Below are 15,993 nucleotides of genomic sequence, written 5' to 3'. Positions count from 1 at the left end.
CCTGTGCCGTATCTGAAGCTGCTCCGCCGGCCCCATGTGGGCCGGCTGCTCGCCGGTTCGCTCGTCGGGCGGCTGCCCACCGCCATGGCGGCCCTCGCCATCGCGCTGACGCTGCGCGCCGCGGGCGCCGACTACCGGCTGGTCGGCGCCGCGGGGGGCGTCTACGCGGTGTCCGGAGCGATCGGCGGGCCGCTGCTCGGACGGTGGGTGGACCGGCTGGGCCAGCCGGGCGTGCTGGTCGTCTCGTCGCTGGTGTCGGCCGCCGGCTTCGCCGCGCTGGCCGCCGCGCCGGGCAGTACGGCGGTGGCGGTGCTCGGTCCGGCCGTCGCCGGGGCGGCCTCGCCTCCGCTGGAGCCGTGCCTGCGGGCGCTGTGGCCCGATCTGGTGGAGCCCGGCGAACTGGAGTCGGCGTACGCCGTGGACGCCGGCGCGCAGGAACTGGTCTTCATCGGCGGCCCGCTGCTCGTCGGCGGGCTGGCCGTGGCAGGCCCGGCCCGGATGGCGCTGCTGGTCGCGGCCGCCCTCGGGGTGGCGGGCGCGATCTGCGTCGCGACCTCCGCGCCCTCCCGTGCCTGGGTCTCCGCCGCCCGTTCGGTCCACTGGCTGGGCCCGCTGCGCAGCCGGGCCCTGGTGGTGCTGCTGTGCGCGCTGACCGGCTGCGGCTGGGCCCTGGGCACGTTCAACGTCTTCGCCGTCGCCTACGCGGAGCGGCACCCGCTGCCCGGCGGCGCGGGCGCCCTGCTCGCGCTGAACTCCACCGGGGCGCTGATCGGCGCCCTGCTCATCGCGGCCCTGCCCTGGCGGGCGGACGCCGCCGCCAAGGCGGCCGTCACCGGCGCCGGTATGGCCCTCACCTTCTGGCCCTTCACCCTGCTCCCCGGCCCGCTGCCGATGGCGCTTGCCGCCCTGCTCAGCGGGGTGTTCTTCGCACCGCTGCTCACCGTGGTCTTCCGCCTCACGGGTGAGCTCGCCCCGGCGGGCACCGTCACCGAGGCGTTCGCCTGGCTGGTCACCCTCGTCACCACCGGCATCGCGGGCGGCTCCGCGGTCAGCGGCCTGGTCCTCGCCGACGGCTCGCTGCGGGCGGCCGCCGTCAGCGCCGCGAGCGGTGCCACCCTCTCCGCCCTCACCCTGGCCGCCGCGCGCCCCTTCCTGGCCCGCCGCGCCGCCCTCCAGCCCGCCGGGTAGGCCGCGCGGGCGCCCCGGTGCCCGCTCCCGGCAGGTTCGAGGGGCGTGCGACTGCCGTGTCCGCCGTCTGTCGCCGCGGCCGCGCCGCCTTCATGCTGGCGCCGTGGTTCGCATCGTCAGTCATGCCGTGCACGTCGCGCCGGTGCCCCGTGCCTGGTTCACGGGCATGGTCGGCATGCTCGCGGAGGTCGCGGAGCAGTCCCGGACCGACGGCGGGCGGGTGCTGCTGCCCGGGGGGCGTGTCGTGCCGGACGTCACGCTGGTCACCGGACGGCATGTGCGGCCCGGGGCGGTGTACGACGCCTCGGACGAGGAAGCCGAGGTCCGGCTCACGGTCCGCGACTGGAACCGGCGCGGGATGGTGCGCCTGGAGCAGGTGACGACCGTACCGGACGGCCGCCTCCGCCTGGTGGGCGTGCTGAAGGACGCCCGGCAGCCCCGGCTGGTCCAGGTGGACGGGACCGCACAGGGCGAGAGCGCGCGGCCGTGGCTGGCGCGGGCGGCCGGCAGCGCCCGGGTGGACTTCGACGCCTGGTGGACGGCGGCGGACACCGGGGTCCCCGCGCGCGGCGGCCCCGCCCGCGCGCACCTGGTCCATCGCCTGGCACGGGCGGAGCTCACCGTGGCGCCCCGTCCGGCGGAAGGCGGGTGGCAGGTCCGCGTGACGGTGTCCGTGCGGGGCCGGTGGCTGCTGCGGCCGGTGGGGGCCGTCGTCCTGCGGCTCGCCCGGCCGTGGATGCGGCGCGCTCTGGTGCGCTCGGTGGACGAACTGGCCGAGCGGTGGAACGAGGAGGTGCCGAAGGCGGTGGCGCGCAGCCCGTTCCAGTGGCGTGCGGAGCTGCTGCGCGAGCGGTGAACCGCGCCTCGGAGCCGGGGCGGCCGGGCGCCCGCCTCAGCGCACCGGGTGCCCGGCGTCGCGCAGCGTCCGCTTGACCTCGCCGATGCTGAGGTCGCCGAAGTGGAAGACGGAGGCCGCGAGGACGGCGTCGGCGCCGGCGGCGACGGCCGGGGGGAAGTCGGCGGCGCGGCCCGCGCCGCCGGAGGCGATGACGGGGACGGTGACGTGCTTGCGGACGGCGGCGATCATCTCGGTGTCGTAGCCGTCCTTGGTCCCGTCGGCGTCCATCGAATTGAGCAGGATCTCGCCGGCGCCCAGTTCGGCGGCGCGGTGCGCCCACTCGACCGCGTCGATGCCGGTGCCCTGCCGGCCGCCGTGGGTGGTGACCTCGTAACCGGACGGGGTCCCGGCGTTGGTGCGGCGGGCGTCCACGGACAGCACCAGCACCTGCCGGCCGAACCGCTCGGCGATCTCGCGCAGCAGATCGGGGCGGGCGATCGCGGCGGTGTTGACGCCCACCTTGTCGGCCCCGGCGCGCAGCAGCCTGTCGACGTCGTCGGCCGACCGCACGCCGCCGCCGACGGTGAGCGGGATGAAGATCTGCTCGGCGGTGCGCCGCACCACGTCGTAGGTGGTCTCACGGTCGCCCGAGGAGGCGGTGATGTCGAGGAAGGTCAGCTCGTCGGCGCCCTCGGCGTCGTAGAGCCTGGCCATCTCGACGGGATCGCCGGCGTCCCGCAGGTCGCGGAAGTTGACGCCCTTGACGACCCGGCCGCCGTCCACGTCCAGGCAGGGGATGACTCGGACCGCCAGGGTCATGCTGCTCAAGCTCCTCGGAACGCTTCCAGTTCGACTTCGACCAGGACCCGGGGGTCCGCGAACCCGGAGACGACGACCACCGTGGCGGCGGGGCGCACGGCGTCGAAGACCTCCTTGTGGGCCCGGCCCACCGCGTCCACGTCGCGGGTGTGGGTGAGGTACACGCGAGTACGGACGACCGATTCGGCGCCGAGGCCGAACTCCCCGAGCGTGGCGAGCGCGTTGGCGAACGCCGTCCTGGCCTGCTCGTAAGGGTCTCCCTCGCCGTACAGCACCGGGCCGACGAACGGCATCGTGCCGCCCACCAGGACCAGGTCCCCCGCCGCGACGCCGCGTGCGGAACCGAACTGTTCCTCGAAGGGGCCGTCGCCGCGCACACGCCGTACGGCGGGGGTGTGGGTCATCGCGACACGGCCTCCAGAGCCTCCTCCAAGGTGAAAGCCTTGGCGTACAGGGCCTTACCCACGATGGCGCCTTCGACTCCTTCGGGGACCAGGCCGGCGATGGCCCGCAGATCGTCGAGGGAGGAGACGCCTCCGGAGGCGACGACCGGGCGGTCGGTGGCGGCGCAGACGTTCCGCAGCAGCTCCAGGTTGGGGCCCTGGAGGGTGCCGTCCTTGTTGATGTCGGTGACGACGTAGCGGGCGCAGCCCTCCGCGTCCAGGCGTGCCAGCGTCTCGTAGAGGTCGCCGCCGTCGCGGGTCCAGCCGCGGCCGCGCAGGGTGGTGCCGCGGACGTCGAGGCCGACCGCGATCCGGTCGCCGTGCTCGGCGATGACCTTGGCGACCCACTCCGGGGACTCCAGGGCGGCGGTGCCGAGGTTGACCCGGGTGCATCCGGTGGCGAGGGCCGCGGCCAGCGTCTCGTCGTCGCGGATGCCTCCGGAGAGCTCGACCTTGATGTCCATGGAGCGGGCGACCTCGGCGATCTGCCCGCGGTTGTCCCCGGTGCCGAAGGCGGCGTCCAGGTCGACCAGGTGCAGCCATTCGGCGCCCGCCTGCTGCCAGGCCAGGGCGGCGGCCATCGGGTCGCCGTAGGACGTCTCGGAGCCGGACTCGCCGTGGACGAGGCGGACGGCCTGGCCGTCGCGGACGTCGACGGCGGGCAGGAGTTCGAGGCGGTGCGTCGTGCTCATGGCGGCGTGCGTCCTAGTCCTTGAAGGTGTCGAGCCAGTTGGCCAGCAGTTGGGCGCCGGCGTCGCCGGACTTCTCGGGGTGGAACTGGGTGGCCCACAGCGGGCCGTTCTCCACCGCGGCGACGAAGGGCTCGCCGTGCGTGGCCCAGGCGACCCTGGGGGCCCGGATGGTGGGGTTGGCGGTCTCCAGCTCCCAGGCGCGCACCGCGTACGAGTGCACGAAGTAGAAGCGGGTGCCGGCGTCCATGCCGGCGAACATCCGGGAGTCCTCGGGGGCCTCGACGGTGTTCCAGCCCATGTGCGGCACGACCGGCGCCTGCAGCGGCTCGACGGTGCCGGGCCACTCGTCGAGGCCCTCGGTGGTGACGCCGTGCTCGACGCCCTTCTCGAAGAGGATCTGCATGCCGACGCAGACGCCCATCACGGGCCTGCCGCCCGACAGCCGGCGCCCGATGATCCACTCACCGCGCACCGCCGTCAGCCCGGCCATGCAGGCCGCGAAGGCCCCGACCCCGGGGACGAGGAGCCCGTCGGCGTTCATCGCCTCGTCGAAGTCGGCGGTGATCTCCACGTCCGCGCCGACCCGGGCGAGCGCGCGTTCGGCGGACCGTACGTTGCCGAAGCCGTAGTCGAGGATTACGACCTTCCTGGCGGCCTTGCTCATCTGACGCCAACCCCCTACAGCCGCAGCAGGCCGGCCGCCAGCGACATGGCGGAGCCGACACCGAGCAGCACGACGACGCTCTTGGGCATCTTCTGCTTCCAGAAGGAGTACACCCCGCCGGCCAGGAAGAGACCGAGCAGGATGAAGAGGACCGCGGCCTTGCTCATCAGAGGGCGCCCTTCGTCGAGGGGAGGATGCCGGCCGCGCGCGGGTCGCGCTCGGAGGCGTAGCGCAGGGCCCGGGCCAGCGCCTTGAACTGGCACTCCACGATGTGGTGGGCGTTGCGCCCGTACGGGACGTGGACGTGCAGGGCGATCTGGGCCTGGGCGACGAAGGACTCCAGGATGTGCCGGGTCATCGTCGTGTCGTAGGAGCCGATCATCGGCGCCATGTTCTCGGGTTCGGTGTGCACCAGGTACGGGCGGCCCGACAGGTCGACGGTCACCTGGGCGAGGGACTCGTCCAGCGGGACGGTGCAGTTGCCGAAGCGGTAGATGCCGACCTTGTCGCCGAGCGCCTGCTTGAAGGCGGCGCCCAGCGCGAGGGCGGTGTCCTCGATGGTGTGGTGGGTGTCGATGTGCAGGTCGCCCTCGGTCTTGACGGTGAGGTCGAACAGGCCGTGGCGTCCGAGCTGGTCGAGCATGTGGTCGTAGAAGCCGACGCCGGTGGAGATCTCGGTCCTGCCGGTGCCGTCGAGGTCGAGCTCGACGACGACGGAGGTCTCCTTGGTCGTGCGCTCCACGCGGCCGACGCGTGTCATGTGGTCAGTGCTCCTTCTTCAGCTCGCGTACCGCTTCGAGGAACGCGTCGTTCTCTGCCGGGGTGCCCGCGGTGACCCGCAGCCGCCCCGGTACGCCGTTGTCGCGGACGAGCACGCCGCGGTCGAGGATCGCCTGCCAGGCGCGGTGGCTGTCCTCGAAGCGGCCGAACTGCACGAAGTTGGCGTCGGAGTCGGTGACCTCGTAGCCGATCGCCCTCAGCTCGGCGACCAGGCGGTCCCGCTCGGCCTTCAGCTGCCCGACGTACCCCAGCAGCGTATCGGTGTGCTCCAGGGCGGCGAGCGCGGTGGCCTGGGTGACGGCCGACAGGTGGTACGGCAGCCGCACCAGCTGGACGGCGTCCACGACCGCGGGGTCGGCGGCGAGGTAGCCCAGCCGCAGGCCGGCCGCGCCGAAGGCCTTCGACATGGTGCGGCTGACCACCAGGTTCGGGCGGCCCTCGATCAGCGGCAGCAGGGAGGGGCGGTGGCTGAACTCGCCGTACGCCTCGTCGACGACCACCAGGGAGGGTCCGGCGGCCTGGGCGGCCTCGTACAGCGCCACGACGGTGCCGGGTTCGACGGCGGTGCCCGTGGGGTTGTTGGGCGAGGTGACGAACACCACGTTCGGCCGCCGCTCGGCGATGGCCTGCTCGGCGGCGGCCGCGTCGATGGTGAAGTCCTCGCGGCGCGGGCCGGCGATCCAGCCGGTGCCGGTGCCGCGGGAGATCAGGGCGTGCATGGAGTACGAGGGTTCGAAGCCGATCGCGGTGCGCCCGGGGCCGCCGAAGGTCTGCAGCAGCTGCTGGATGACCTCGTTGGAGCCGTTGGCGGCCCACACGTTGGCGAGGCCCACCTCGTGCCCGGCGGTGCGGGTCAGGTACTTCGCCAGTTCCGTGCGCAGTTCCACCGCGTCCCGGTCGGGGTAGCGGTTGAGGTCGCGGGCGGCCTCGCGGACCCGCTCGGCGATCCGCTCGACCAGCGGCTCGGGCAGCGGGTACGGGTTCTCGTTGGTGTTCAGGCGTACGGGCACGTCGAGTTGCGGGGCGCCGTAGGGGGACATGCCGCGCAGTTCGTCCCGGATGGGCAGGTCGTCGATGCCGGTCACGAACCCGGAACCGTCCAATCGAATCGGGCGCGGACCGCGGCGCCGTGCGCGGGCAGGTCCTCGGCGTCGGCCAGGGTCACCACGTGCGGGGCGATCTCCGCGAGCGCCTCTCGCGTGTAGTCCACGACGTGGATGCCGCGCAGGAAGGACTGCACCGACAGGCCCGAGGAGTGGCAGGCGCAACCGCCGGTGGGCAGGACGTGGTTGGAGCCCGCGGCGTAGTCGCCCAGCGAGACCGGGGCGTAGGCGCCGACGAAGACCGCCCCCGCGTTGCGCACCCGGGCGGCGACGGCGGCGGCGTCCTCGGTCTGGATCTCCAGGTGCTCGGCCGCGTACGCGTTCACCACCTGCAGGCCCTGCTCGATCCCGTCGACCAGGACGATCCCGGACTGCCGGCCGGACAGCGCGGGCGCGATCCGGTCCGCCACGTGCCGGGTGGCGGCGACCTGCCGCTCCAGCTCCTTCTCCACCGCCTCGGCGAGGTCCACGGAGTCGGTGACCAGGACGGCGGCGGCCAGCGGGTCGTGCTCGGCCTGGCTGATCAGGTCGGCGGCCACGTGCACCGGGTCGGCCGTGGCGTCGGCGAGGACGGCGATCTCGGTCGGGCCCGCCTCCGCGTCGATGCCGATCCTGCCCTTGAGCAGGCGCTTGGCGGCGGCGACCCAGATGTTGCCGGGGCCGGTGACCATGTTCACCGGACGGCACTCCTCGGTGCCGTACGCGAACATGGCGACGGCCTGGGCGCCGCCCGCGGCGTACACCTCGTCGACGCCGAGCAGGGCGCACGCGGCGAGGATCGTCGGGTGCGGGAGCCCGCCGAACTCCTTCTGCGGGGGCGAGGCGACGGCCATCGAGCCGACCTGGGCCTCCTGCGCGGGCACGACATTCATCACAACGGAGGACGGGTAGACCGAGCGGCCGCCGGGCACGTACAGGCCCACCCGCTCCACCGGCACCCACCGCTCGGTGACCGTGCCGCCGGGCACGACCTGCGTGGTGTGGTCGGTGCGGCGCTGCTCGCCGTGGACGAGCCGGGCGCGGCGGACGGACTCCTCCAGCGCGGTCCGCACCTTGGGGTCCAGCTCCTCCAGTGCCCGGGTCAGCGCCTCGGCCGGGACGCGTACCCGGTCGATGGCGACGCCGTCGAACCTCTCCGCGTACTCGATCAGTGCCGCGGTGCCGCGATGCCTCACGTCCTCGCAGATCGGGCGCACCTTCTCCAGCGCGGCCTCGACATCGAGCTCGGCACGGGGCAGCAGGTCGCGGTCGACACCGTCCGCCGGGAAGGCGTCGCCGCGCAGATCGATACGGGAGATCACTCTCTCAAGTGTAGAGAACCGCCCCTGGGGGCTTCGCCGAGTATCAGTCCGTGATACGCGTACCGGCCCCGCACGGTGATCTCCCCCGCTAGCGTTGCCGTCGTCGCGGAGAGCCACGGGAGGGGAACCGGTGACCGAGCCGTCGGATGTCGCGCCGCCGCACGACTGGACCGCTGTGGAGCAGGGCCTGTGGGACGCGTTCCGCCGGGGGGAGCTGTACGACCTGCGCACCGGCATCCCGGAGCGCGACGACCCCGCCGCCGACCGCTTCTGGGGCCCGGACCGCACAGTGCGGGCCGAGGTGATCGCCAAGCTGCTGCTCGACGGGCCGCAGGCCGCCTCGGGACGCGTGTCGTGCGTGAAGCTGTCCGGGGCCCAGATCAGCGGGCAGCTCAATGTGTCGGGCGGCACCGTGGTCCCGTATGTGGAGCTGCACGACTGCCGCTTCGAGCAGCAGGTGCTGCTGGCGGAGTGCACCTTCACGACGCTGCGCCTGGTGCGCTGCGCGATACCGCGGCTGGAGGCGGCCCGGCTGCACACCTCGGGCGACCTGCACCTGCCGCAGTGCACGATCGAGGGCGGGATCCGGCTCACCGACGCCCACATCGGCACGGACCTGCTGCTCAACCAGATCACCCTGCGCAAGGACCGGCACGGCCGGGCGCTGGCGGCCGACGGGCTCGTCGTCGCCCAGGACGTCGAGGCCGAGCTGATCGAGGCGACCGGCGAGATCAGTCTGCGCAGTGCCCGCATCGGCGGTCGCCTCAGCCTGCGCGGCAGCCGGCTGCAGAACCCGTACGGGCGCTACGCGCTCAACGCGGCCCGGGTCACCGTGGAGCACACGCTCTACCTCAGCGCGGGCTACGTCGGCACGGGCGGCTCCGGCGGCGGCACGCCGCCGCTGGGCGTGCGCACCCGGCGTTTCAGCGCGGACGGCGGGGTGCGGCTGGACGACGGGCGGTTCGGCAACGCGGTGATCATCCACCAGGCGCGGTTCCGGCTCTCCGCCGGGCAGCAGCTGTCGCTGCGCCGGGTCCAGACCCCCGAACTGCGGCTGACCCTCGAGCAGCCGCCGACCGGGACGATCTCGCTGGCCGGCGCGCGCGTGGGCAACCTCACCGACAACCGCACCTGCTGGCCCGAGGCCGGCGGCCTCGACCTGGTCGGCTTCGCCTACGGCTCCCTCAGCCCAGAGGGCGCCTTCCCCCTGCGCGCCCGGATCGACTGGCTGGCCGCCGCCACGCCGGAGTACAGCCCCGAGCCCTACGAGCACCTGGCGGCCGCCCTGCGCGCGAGCGGTGAGGACGCCGACGCCCGCGAGGTGCTGCTGGCCAAGCACCGCCGCCGCCGGGAGACCCTGCCGCTCGCCGGCAAGCTGTGGGGATACCTGCAGGACGTGACCGTCGGCTACGGCTACCGCGCGGGCCGGGCCGCCATATGGATGGCCCTGCTGTGGGCGCTCGGCGCGGTCTTCTTCTCCGCCCACGGCGAGCCCCAGCCCGTCGACGGCGGCGCCTTCCCCCACTGGAGCGCCCCGCTGTTCGCCCTCGACCTGCTCCTGCCGGTCATCAACCTCGGACAGGACAACGCCTGGCGCCTCGACGGCAGCGCTCAGTGGGCCGCCGCGGCCCTCACCATGCTCGGATGGATCCTCGCCACCACCGTCGCCGCCGGCGCGTCCCGCCTCCTTCGCCGCGGCTGACACCCGCGCGCCCACCGAGCGCGCTGGGGGCCGGGTGCGCGGGCCGCGACCGGCACCCCGGCAGGCATGCCGCCGGCAGGCCAGAGAGACCGCCGCGGCCCGCACCGTACTCGGCTGGATTCCTCACCGCCGACGACACGCCCCCGCCTCCTCTGCCCTGCAGCTGCCGCCGGGACGCGCGGACGCGAAGGGCCGACCGCCCCGGCGAGGTGCGAACGCCGGACGAGGCCACCGGCCGCCCGACAGCACCCCGGAGCTCACCCGGGCGGGCGGCCGCGCAGTGCCCGTGCTCGGAGGCCGCCCCAGCGTCGTACGCCCGCGGCCGCCCCGTACGGCCGGCCGCATCCCGACGCCGAGCCGCCGACCCGCGGCGGCGGGCGAGCGCCGCCCGGTGCGCCCCGCCCCGCCAGGAGGCGAAAACGGGCGGCACGGGACGAGACGGCAAGGGGCGGGCGCCGCAGGCCCTAGGCTTGCTGCCCGTGACCGCTCGCCTTCCGCTCTTCCCGCTCGGCTCCGTCCTCTTCCCGGGGCTCGTGCTGCCGCTGAACGTCTTCGAGGAGCGCTACCGCGCCCTCTTCCGCGAATTGCTGGCCGTGCCGGAGGACACTCCGCGCCGGTTCGGCGTGGTGGCGATCAAGGACGGCCACGAGGTCGCCCCCGCCGGGGCGAAGGACGCGGCGGCCGGATACGCGGCGGATCTGTCCGAGGCGCTGTATCCCGTCGGCTGCGTCGCGGACGCGACGACCATCGGGGAACGCGGTGACGGCGGCTTCGACGTCGTGGCCACCGGCACCACGCGCTTCAGGCTGCTGTCGGTGGACGCCTCGGGGCCGTACCTCGTCGGTGAGGTGGAGGAGGTCGCGGAGGAACCGGGCATCGGTTCGGGGGCGCTGGCGTCCGACGTGGCGCGCGCCTTCCGGATCTACCGCAAGCGGCTGGCCGGGGCACGCGAGCGGAGTCTGGCCGGGCACCAGGAACTGCCGGACGACCCGACCGTGCTGTCGTACCTGGTGGCGGCCGCGACCGTCGTCGGGACCCCGGCGAAGCAGGCGCTGCTGGAGGCGCCGGACACCGCGGCGCGGCTGGAGCAGGAGTTGCGGCTGCTGCGTCACGAGGCCGCCGTCATCGACAAGCTGCGCGTTCTGCCCGCAGTGGACCTGACCCGGCAGGTCCCGAGCCCCAACTGACGTATTCTCTGAGCGCCATGGCCAAGAAGAAGCAGTCGTCCTCCGGCGGCACGCCCGCCACCGTCGCCTTGGAGAAGGCGAACGCCGCCTTCACTGTGCACGCGTACGCCCACGACCCCGCCTCGGAGCTCGGCTACGGCCAGGAGGCCGCGCAGGCGCTGGGCACCTCCCCCGACCGGGTGTTCAAGACCCTCGTCGCGGACGTGGACGGGGCGCTCACGGTCGCCGTCGTCCCCGTCGCGGGCTCCCTGGACCTGAAGGCGCTCGCCTCCGCGGCCGGGGGCAAGCGGGCCGGCATGGCGGACCCGGCCGCCGCCGAGCGGACCACGGGCTATGTCAGGGGCGGCATCTCCCCGCTGGGCCAGCGCAAGCGGCTGCGCACCGTGGTGGACGCCTCCGCGCTGGAGCACACGACGGTCTTCGTCTCGGCCGGCAAGCGCGGCCTGGAGGTCGAGCTGGCGCCCCAGGACCTGGTGCGGCTCACGGACGCGGTCGTCGCGCCGATCGCACGTGCCTGACCCCGGGCGCCGCGCTCCTGAAACATCCTGGGTGGCACTTCGAGCTGCGCAGGCCCAAGGGCATTCCTGGCCCCGTTGCCGAAGCTGCCGGGGTTTCGCCGGTCTCGCGATGGCTCAGCAGCACCCGCCTGGACAAATCCATCACGCGTGACCTCTACACCGCCGCCTTCTACCTCGACAAAGACTCTCACCGCGTCCTCTTCGTGCGGTGAACCCCGTGAATCCCAAGGGCGAGGGTGTCGTCGTGGGCGGCTGAACAGTGTGCTCGACCCCGCGCACTGCGTCGGCCGACGGCGCTGTGTCCACGGCCAAGGGCCCGGCAGGCGCCCCGGCACGACCTCGCGGGCTCCGGCGTCCGGCCGGTCAGCCGCCCGCGGGAGGCGGCGGCTGCGCGGCGGGGGGTTGCTCGTCGCGCGATGTGAAGGCCGTGGTGAGCGCCAGGTGCGTGAGGACGGCCCCGATGGGCCACGCCAGAAGCGCGCCCTTGGCCTGGAGCTCGAGCGGACCGTCGAACACCTTCTTCGCGCCGACCGCCCTGGCGTGCGCGATCAGGTCGCTCGTGGGGCCGAGCCAGCTGCCCAGCCGCCAGGCCAGCAGGGAGCCCAGTACGCCGCCCACGGCCATGCCGAGGACGACTCCGACGCCGCCGCGCCGGTTCCGCCAGTAGACGAGCGCGCCGGTGAGCACCCCGATGCAGAGTCCGAGGAGGACGAAGGTGCCGTCGGCGCCGATCGCCTGCTCCCCTTCGGTGTCCTTGAGGTAGACCGCCTTGCCGTCGGAGACCAGCGGGATCCGCGGCGCGAGCCACAGCCACAGCAGGCCGAGGAGCACGCCCGTCACGGCCACGAGCACCGCCGTCAACGCGCCGCTCTTGAGCTCCCGGACGGGGTCCATGCGGCCCTCCTGCTCCGAGGACGGCGGCAGCGGCGCGGGCGGCCATGGCTCATGCGAGGTCGAAAGCGCGGTCACCCTGCCATCGTGCCAGGTCCGTCCACGACACGCGTCACCGGCACCTCGGCAGCCCCATGCCCGAAGGTCACCGGCAGGCCGCGCGGCGGTAGGCCCAGGTGGCCACTGCCAGTGACACCAGGCCGACGGCCGCGCACACCGACAGGTCGGCCACCACGCCCAGCCAGTGGGGGCGGGCGTCGAAGCTGCGGATGAGGGCCTCCACGCCGTAGGTGGAGGGCAGCAGATCCCGTACGTAGCGGATGGGCTCGGGGAGGTTGCCGGCCGGCAGCACCCCCAGCAGCAGCGCGGCCGACATGCCGAGCTGCCCGGCCAGGGTGGCCAGCTCCTGGCGCGGCGCGAGCAGTCCGAGCGCCGCCCCCAGCCCGGAGAGCGCGGCCCCCGCCAGCGGGATCACCGCGGCGAGCACCCACAGGTTCGCCACGGGCAGCTGGAACAGCGCACAGCCGATGCCCGCCGTCACGAGCGTCCCGGGCACGGTGAAGGAGGCGTACGCGCCCGCCACACCCAGCACCACCGCGGCCGGCGGCACCGGAAGGGTCGCGTAGTGGTCGAGCCCGCCGGAGGCGCGCAGCTGCCCGAAGTACTGGGCCAGCAGGTTGAGCGCCACGAAGGCGACGACCAGCACGCTCGACCCGGCGACCACCGCGCGCGCGGCCGGACCGCCGTCGACGACACCCCGCATCATGATCATGATGCCGACCGACTGGAAGGTCGCCACGAACAGCAGCGGGATCCGGGCGATGCGCGCCCGGGACAGCTGCGCCCGGTACACCGCGGCCATCGCCGGCAGCAGCCGGGCGCGCGGGGCGAGCGTCGCGGCCTCCGCGCCGAGGGGGGTGACGGGCGCCGCCGGAGCCGCCGTCGGGGTGGCGGCTCCCGTGGAGATGATGGTCACTGCGTACCGCCCTGCTGCGCGGTGCCGCGCGCCATGTCCAGGTTCACGTTCCGGTCCACGTCCGAGGTCATGGTCATGCCGCCGGGGTTGACGCCATTCCGGCTGTCGCCGCTGCCGTTGCCGCCGTTCACGCCTTGACCAGTCCCTTCCCCCGGCCGCCGAGCGCCAGGTAGACATCCTCCAGGCTCGGCGCCGTCAGGGTGAAGTCGTCGAGTGCGGTGAAGGCGGGGCCACCGGTCAGCTCGGCGACCAGGGCACGGGCCCGCTGCTGCGGCAGCCGCAGCGTCCAGCGGCGCCCGGTGACACCGGCGGTCTCCCGCAGGGCCGCCACCGCCGGCACGGCCAGCGGGGGCTCGTCCCGCCACACGAGGTCCAGCCGTACCTCGTCGGCGACCAGCGCCTTGAGCCCAGCAGGGGTGTCGCAGGCGATCACCCGGCCCTCGTCGATGACCGCGACCCGGTCGAGCACGGTCTCGGCCTCGATCACGTTGTGGGTGACCAGCAGCACCGTGGTGCCGTGTGCGGCGCGCCGCCGGTCGACCGCCGCCCACACCGCGCGCCGGGCCACCGGGTCCATGGCGGTGGTCGGCTCGTCCAGGACGAGCACCGGCCGCTCGCCCACCAGGGCGGCGGCGAAGCAGGCGAGCCGGCGCTCGCCGCCCGACAGGCGCTTGAGCGGCCGGGAGGCGAGGGCGGTGAGTTCCAGTTCCTCCAGGACCGCGTCGCGTTCGGCGCGCGCGGACCCGGCGTCGAGGCCGCGCAGCCGTCCGGTGGTCTCGGCGGCGAGGGCGACGGTCAGCTCGTCCAGCGCGCTCGACTCCTGGCCGAGGTAGCCCACCAGTCGCGCCGCGCGCTCAGGGTGCCGTACGAGGTCGTGCCCGAGCAGTTGCACGCTGCCCGCGTCGGGGCGCAGCAGTCCCGTCAACTGGCGCACGAGGGTGGTCTTGCCGGCGCCGTTGGGGCCGAGCAGCCCGAAGATCTCGCCGCCCCGGATGTCCAGGTCGATGCCGTCGTTGGCACGCACCGGGGGGCTCCCGGCGCCGCGCCTGCCCCGCCCGGCCGGGTAGCTCTTCACGAGCCCGCGCACGGTCACCACCACCGCCCGCGCGGTGGCGTCCTGTTCCGTGCCCGTACTCACGAGGATCGAGCCTACGCTGCGTCCAGGCCGGAAGGCGCCGCAGGGTGGGTCCGGCGCGCTCACTCCCCCGCCGGAGCTCCCGCGGGGGCCGCGCGGGCGTCGATCTCGCGCCAGAAGCCCGCCCGGATGGCGTAACGGTCGTGCTCGTCGATCTGGTCGTCCTTGTGGGCCAGGAGCCCGAACCGGGCGGCGTAGCGCAGCAGCTCGCCGTCGATGCGGTGCGGGACGCGAGGGTACTCGGCGGAGAGCTCCTGCAGGTGGGACGGGTCGGTGAGCCGGCCGATCCAGCGGCGGGCGAAGACCTGGCCGACCTCGTACGGGTCGCCGCTGACGGCCGTGATGTCCTCCTCGCGGTCCGCCCAGCGCTGTTCGGGGCTGGTGAGCTGGGCCAGAGTGGGCAGGCCCGGGTCGGCGGCCTCGGCGCCGCCGACCAGCCCCCGGTCGGAGGACCAGCGCAGGGTCGCGCCGGCACCGGCCGGGGAGGCGGTGGCCTGGGAGGCGGGATGCGCGGCGGAGTGCCCGCGGTGGACGAGGCCGGCGACGTCCTTGGGGGTGGGCACCACTGCCTTGCCCGAGGCGGCCGCGGGCGACCCGGGCTTCGCCCGGTTGCCGTTGCGGTCGGCGGTGGCGACCTGGGGCGCTGCGGCGCCCGGCTCCGCGGGCTGGTCGGCCGCGGGCTGCGGCTCGGCCCCCTGAGCGGTCTCGGGCAGCGGCGCGGAGAGGATGGCGGCGATCTCGGGCCGCGGGGTGAGGGGCGCGCAGACCCCGGCGGGCTCGCGCACACGGATGGCCCGGGTGATCCACTCCCGGTCCAGCACGCGCCGCTCGTCGGCCTCGGCCACCAGGTCCTCGGACTGGTTGAAGTCACCGTCCGCGGCCTGCACGGCCCACAGGTGGACGGCGACGCCGTGCTCCTTCGCCGTCATCATGCCGGGCAGGAGATCGCCGTCGCCGGTGACCAGCACGACGTCGGAGCACGCCCGGTTGCGGGCCAGCTCCGACAGCTCGGCGTGCATGGCCGCGTCGACGCCCTTCTGCGCCCAGCGCCCGTCGGTGCGGGTCAGCGCGCCGAGGCGGACCGTCACCCGGGGCATCACGCGCAACCTGCGGTGCTCCGGTTGGGGGACGCGGTCGGGGGCGCCGTCGAACCAGTAGATCCGCAGCAGCGGCCGCCCGGTCTCCTGCTCGGCGCGCTCCCGCAGACCCGTGACGATCTCGGAGTGGTCGACGGTGATCCGGGACCGGGAGGGCTCTCCGGCGAGGAGGCTCGCGGCGGCTCCGAGCAGGTAGCCGGCGTCCACGAGGACGACGCAGCGGTCCATCGGTCTCACCCTCTTCTCCGAAAGTCCTGCCGTCCGTCCCCCTGGCGACGCTGTCGCCCCGAGTCTGCCCGAACTCCGGGGCGTTGTGACCGGTTACGCGATCACCGGCGCGCCACACTGAGGCAACTGCCCGAAATGCGACCTTCGTACTCACGTGCAAGCCTGGGTGCGGCCCATCATCCGTGATTTCCCCCAAGGAGGAATCGTGGGCAAGAACAAGAACCGGGGCGAACGTACCGGCCGGCAGCACGACCGCAGCGCCGCGACCACCGAAGAGCACGCGAAGAGCGCGGGCGGACGCGAGCCGATGGCGATGACGGCCCCGGGTGCCGAACCGCACACCTCGCCCAAGCGGCAGAAGAAGTTCGGCCACAACTAGCGCGCAGCGCCGCTCGCTCATGACCGAGGGTGGGACCCCGGCCGGAAGGGGG

The 15,993-nt window shown here is 74.2% G+C and carries 19 protein-coding genes; 6 read left to right on the top strand and 13 right to left on the bottom strand.

Annotation, left to right across the window (positions count from 1 at the left end; all coding sequences use genetic code 11):
• Positions 1 to 3: 3 nt before the first annotated feature.
• Both ACRWND_RS12315 and ACRWND_RS12310 read left to right on the top strand, forming a co-directional pair.
• A complete protein-coding gene (locus ACRWND_RS12315; protein WP_431948749.1) occupies positions 4 to 1,188 on the top strand; it encodes an MFS transporter in 1,185 nt (394 codons plus the stop codon).
• 103 nt (positions 1,189 to 1,291) lie between these two features.
• Positions 1,292 to 2,044 carry a hypothetical protein gene (locus ACRWND_RS12310; RefSeq protein ID WP_431948748.1) on the top strand — a complete coding sequence of 251 codons (753 nt, stop codon included), beginning with the start codon at positions 1,292 to 1,294 and terminating at the stop codon, positions 2,042 to 2,044.
• Positions 2,045 to 2,080: 36 nt separating this feature from the next.
• On the opposite strand, the gene hisF is transcribed toward ACRWND_RS12310, so the two are convergent.
• Genes hisF through hisD form a run of 8 tightly spaced genes read right to left on the bottom strand, consistent with a single transcriptional unit; the run spans position 2,081 to position 7,828 of the window.
• Positions 2,081 to 2,845, bottom strand: a complete 765-nt coding sequence (hisF, locus tag ACRWND_RS12305; RefSeq protein ID WP_431948747.1) for an imidazole glycerol phosphate synthase subunit HisF — start codon at positions 2,843 to 2,845, stop codon at positions 2,081 to 2,083.
• A 5-nt stretch (positions 2,846 to 2,850) separates the two neighbouring features.
• Positions 2,851 to 3,249, bottom strand: a complete 399-nt coding sequence (locus ACRWND_RS12300; protein ID WP_431948746.1) for a Rid family hydrolase — start codon at positions 3,247 to 3,249, stop codon at positions 2,851 to 2,853.
• On the bottom strand, positions 3,246 to 3,980 hold the full coding sequence (gene priA, locus ACRWND_RS12295; protein WP_431948745.1) for a bifunctional 1-(5-phosphoribosyl)-5-((5-phosphoribosylamino)methylideneamino)imidazole-4-carboxamide isomerase/phosphoribosylanthranilate isomerase PriA: 735 nt from the start codon (positions 3,978 to 3,980) through the stop codon (positions 3,246 to 3,248). Before priA ends, ACRWND_RS12300 begins: the two co-directional genes overlap by 4 nt.
• Before the next feature lie 13 nt (positions 3,981 to 3,993).
• Complete coding sequence (gene hisH, locus ACRWND_RS12290) at positions 3,994 to 4,644, bottom strand: imidazole glycerol phosphate synthase subunit HisH (RefSeq protein ID WP_431948744.1); 651 nt, start codon at positions 4,642 to 4,644, stop codon at positions 3,994 to 3,996.
• A 14-nt stretch (positions 4,645 to 4,658) separates the two neighbouring features.
• Positions 4,659 to 4,811, bottom strand: coding sequence for a hypothetical protein (locus ACRWND_RS12285; protein WP_431948743.1), 153 nt, complete (start codon positions 4,809 to 4,811; stop codon positions 4,659 to 4,661).
• Complete coding sequence (hisB, locus tag ACRWND_RS12280) at positions 4,811 to 5,404, bottom strand: imidazoleglycerol-phosphate dehydratase HisB (protein WP_319661088.1); 594 nt, start codon at positions 5,402 to 5,404, stop codon at positions 4,811 to 4,813. Before hisB ends, ACRWND_RS12285 begins: the two co-directional genes overlap by 1 nt.
• A 4-nt stretch (positions 5,405 to 5,408) precedes the next feature.
• Positions 5,409 to 6,509 carry a histidinol-phosphate transaminase gene (locus tag ACRWND_RS12275; RefSeq protein WP_431948742.1) on the bottom strand — a complete coding sequence of 367 codons (1,101 nt, stop codon included), beginning with the start codon at positions 6,507 to 6,509 and terminating at the stop codon, positions 5,409 to 5,411.
• Entirely contained in the window at positions 6,506 to 7,828 is a 1,323-nt protein-coding gene (gene hisD, locus ACRWND_RS12270) for a histidinol dehydrogenase (RefSeq protein ID WP_431948741.1), read from the bottom strand. Before hisD ends, ACRWND_RS12275 begins: the two co-directional genes overlap by 4 nt.
• Positions 7,829 to 7,958: 130 nt before the next feature.
• Here hisD and ACRWND_RS12265 point away from each other — a divergent pair, with 130 nt between their 5' ends.
• The 3 genes from ACRWND_RS12265 (at position 7,959) to ybaK (ending at position 11,235) form a co-directional block, all read left to right on the top strand.
• Complete coding sequence (locus ACRWND_RS12265; protein WP_431948740.1) at positions 7,959 to 9,530, top strand: oxidoreductase; 1,572 nt, start codon at positions 7,959 to 7,961, stop codon at positions 9,528 to 9,530.
• A gap of 479 nt (positions 9,531 to 10,009) precedes the next feature.
• On the top strand, positions 10,010 to 10,717 hold the full coding sequence (locus tag ACRWND_RS12260) for an LON peptidase substrate-binding domain-containing protein (protein ID WP_431948739.1): 708 nt from the start codon (positions 10,010 to 10,012) through the stop codon (positions 10,715 to 10,717).
• Between the two features lie 17 nt (positions 10,718 to 10,734).
• Positions 10,735 to 11,235, top strand: coding sequence for a Cys-tRNA(Pro) deacylase (gene ybaK / locus ACRWND_RS12255; protein WP_431948738.1), 501 nt, complete (start codon positions 10,735 to 10,737; stop codon positions 11,233 to 11,235).
• 363 nt (positions 11,236 to 11,598) lie between these two features.
• On the opposite strand, the gene ACRWND_RS12250 is transcribed toward ybaK, so the two are convergent.
• The 5 genes from ACRWND_RS12250 to ACRWND_RS12230 all read right to left on the bottom strand — a co-directional run bounded on the left by ACRWND_RS12250 (position 11,599) and on the right by ACRWND_RS12230 (position 15,562).
• On the bottom strand, positions 11,599 to 12,129 hold the full coding sequence (locus ACRWND_RS12250) for an ABC transporter permease (RefSeq protein WP_431948801.1): 531 nt from the start codon (positions 12,127 to 12,129) through the stop codon (positions 11,599 to 11,601).
• Positions 12,130 to 12,271: 142 nt separating this feature from the next.
• Positions 12,272 to 12,988 (bottom strand): ABC transporter permease, encoded by a 717-nt coding sequence (locus ACRWND_RS12245; RefSeq protein ID WP_431948800.1) that lies wholly within the window; start codon positions 12,986 to 12,988, stop codon positions 12,272 to 12,274.
• A 110-nt stretch (positions 12,989 to 13,098) separates the two neighbouring features.
• Positions 13,099 to 13,233: a hypothetical protein gene (locus ACRWND_RS12240; protein WP_431948737.1), complete on the bottom strand. Its 135-nt coding sequence runs from the start codon at positions 13,231 to 13,233 to the stop codon at positions 13,099 to 13,101.
• A complete protein-coding gene (locus tag ACRWND_RS12235) occupies positions 13,230 to 14,240 on the bottom strand; it encodes an ABC transporter ATP-binding protein (protein WP_431948736.1) in 1,011 nt (336 codons plus the stop codon). The genes ACRWND_RS12240 and ACRWND_RS12235 overlap by 4 nt, the downstream gene beginning before the upstream one ends.
• A 59-nt stretch (positions 14,241 to 14,299) precedes the next feature.
• The gene (locus ACRWND_RS12230) at positions 14,300 to 15,562 is read right to left on the bottom strand and encodes an NYN domain-containing protein (protein WP_431948735.1); all 1,263 of its coding nucleotides are present in this window, start codon (positions 15,560 to 15,562) and stop codon (positions 14,300 to 14,302) included.
• A gap of 205 nt (positions 15,563 to 15,767) precedes the next feature.
• Between ACRWND_RS12230 and ACRWND_RS12225 the strand changes: the two genes are divergently transcribed.
• Positions 15,768 to 15,941 (top strand): hypothetical protein, encoded by a 174-nt coding sequence (locus ACRWND_RS12225; RefSeq protein WP_431948734.1) that lies wholly within the window; start codon positions 15,768 to 15,770, stop codon positions 15,939 to 15,941.
• Positions 15,942 to 15,993 lie beyond the last annotated feature (52 nt).

It is taken from the genome of Actinacidiphila sp. bgisy167 (genome assembly GCF_965342175.1).
Classification (GTDB): domain Bacteria; phylum Actinomycetota; class Actinomycetes; order Streptomycetales; family Streptomycetaceae; genus Actinacidiphila.
This window is presented reverse-complemented; position numbering and strand designations above follow the sequence as displayed.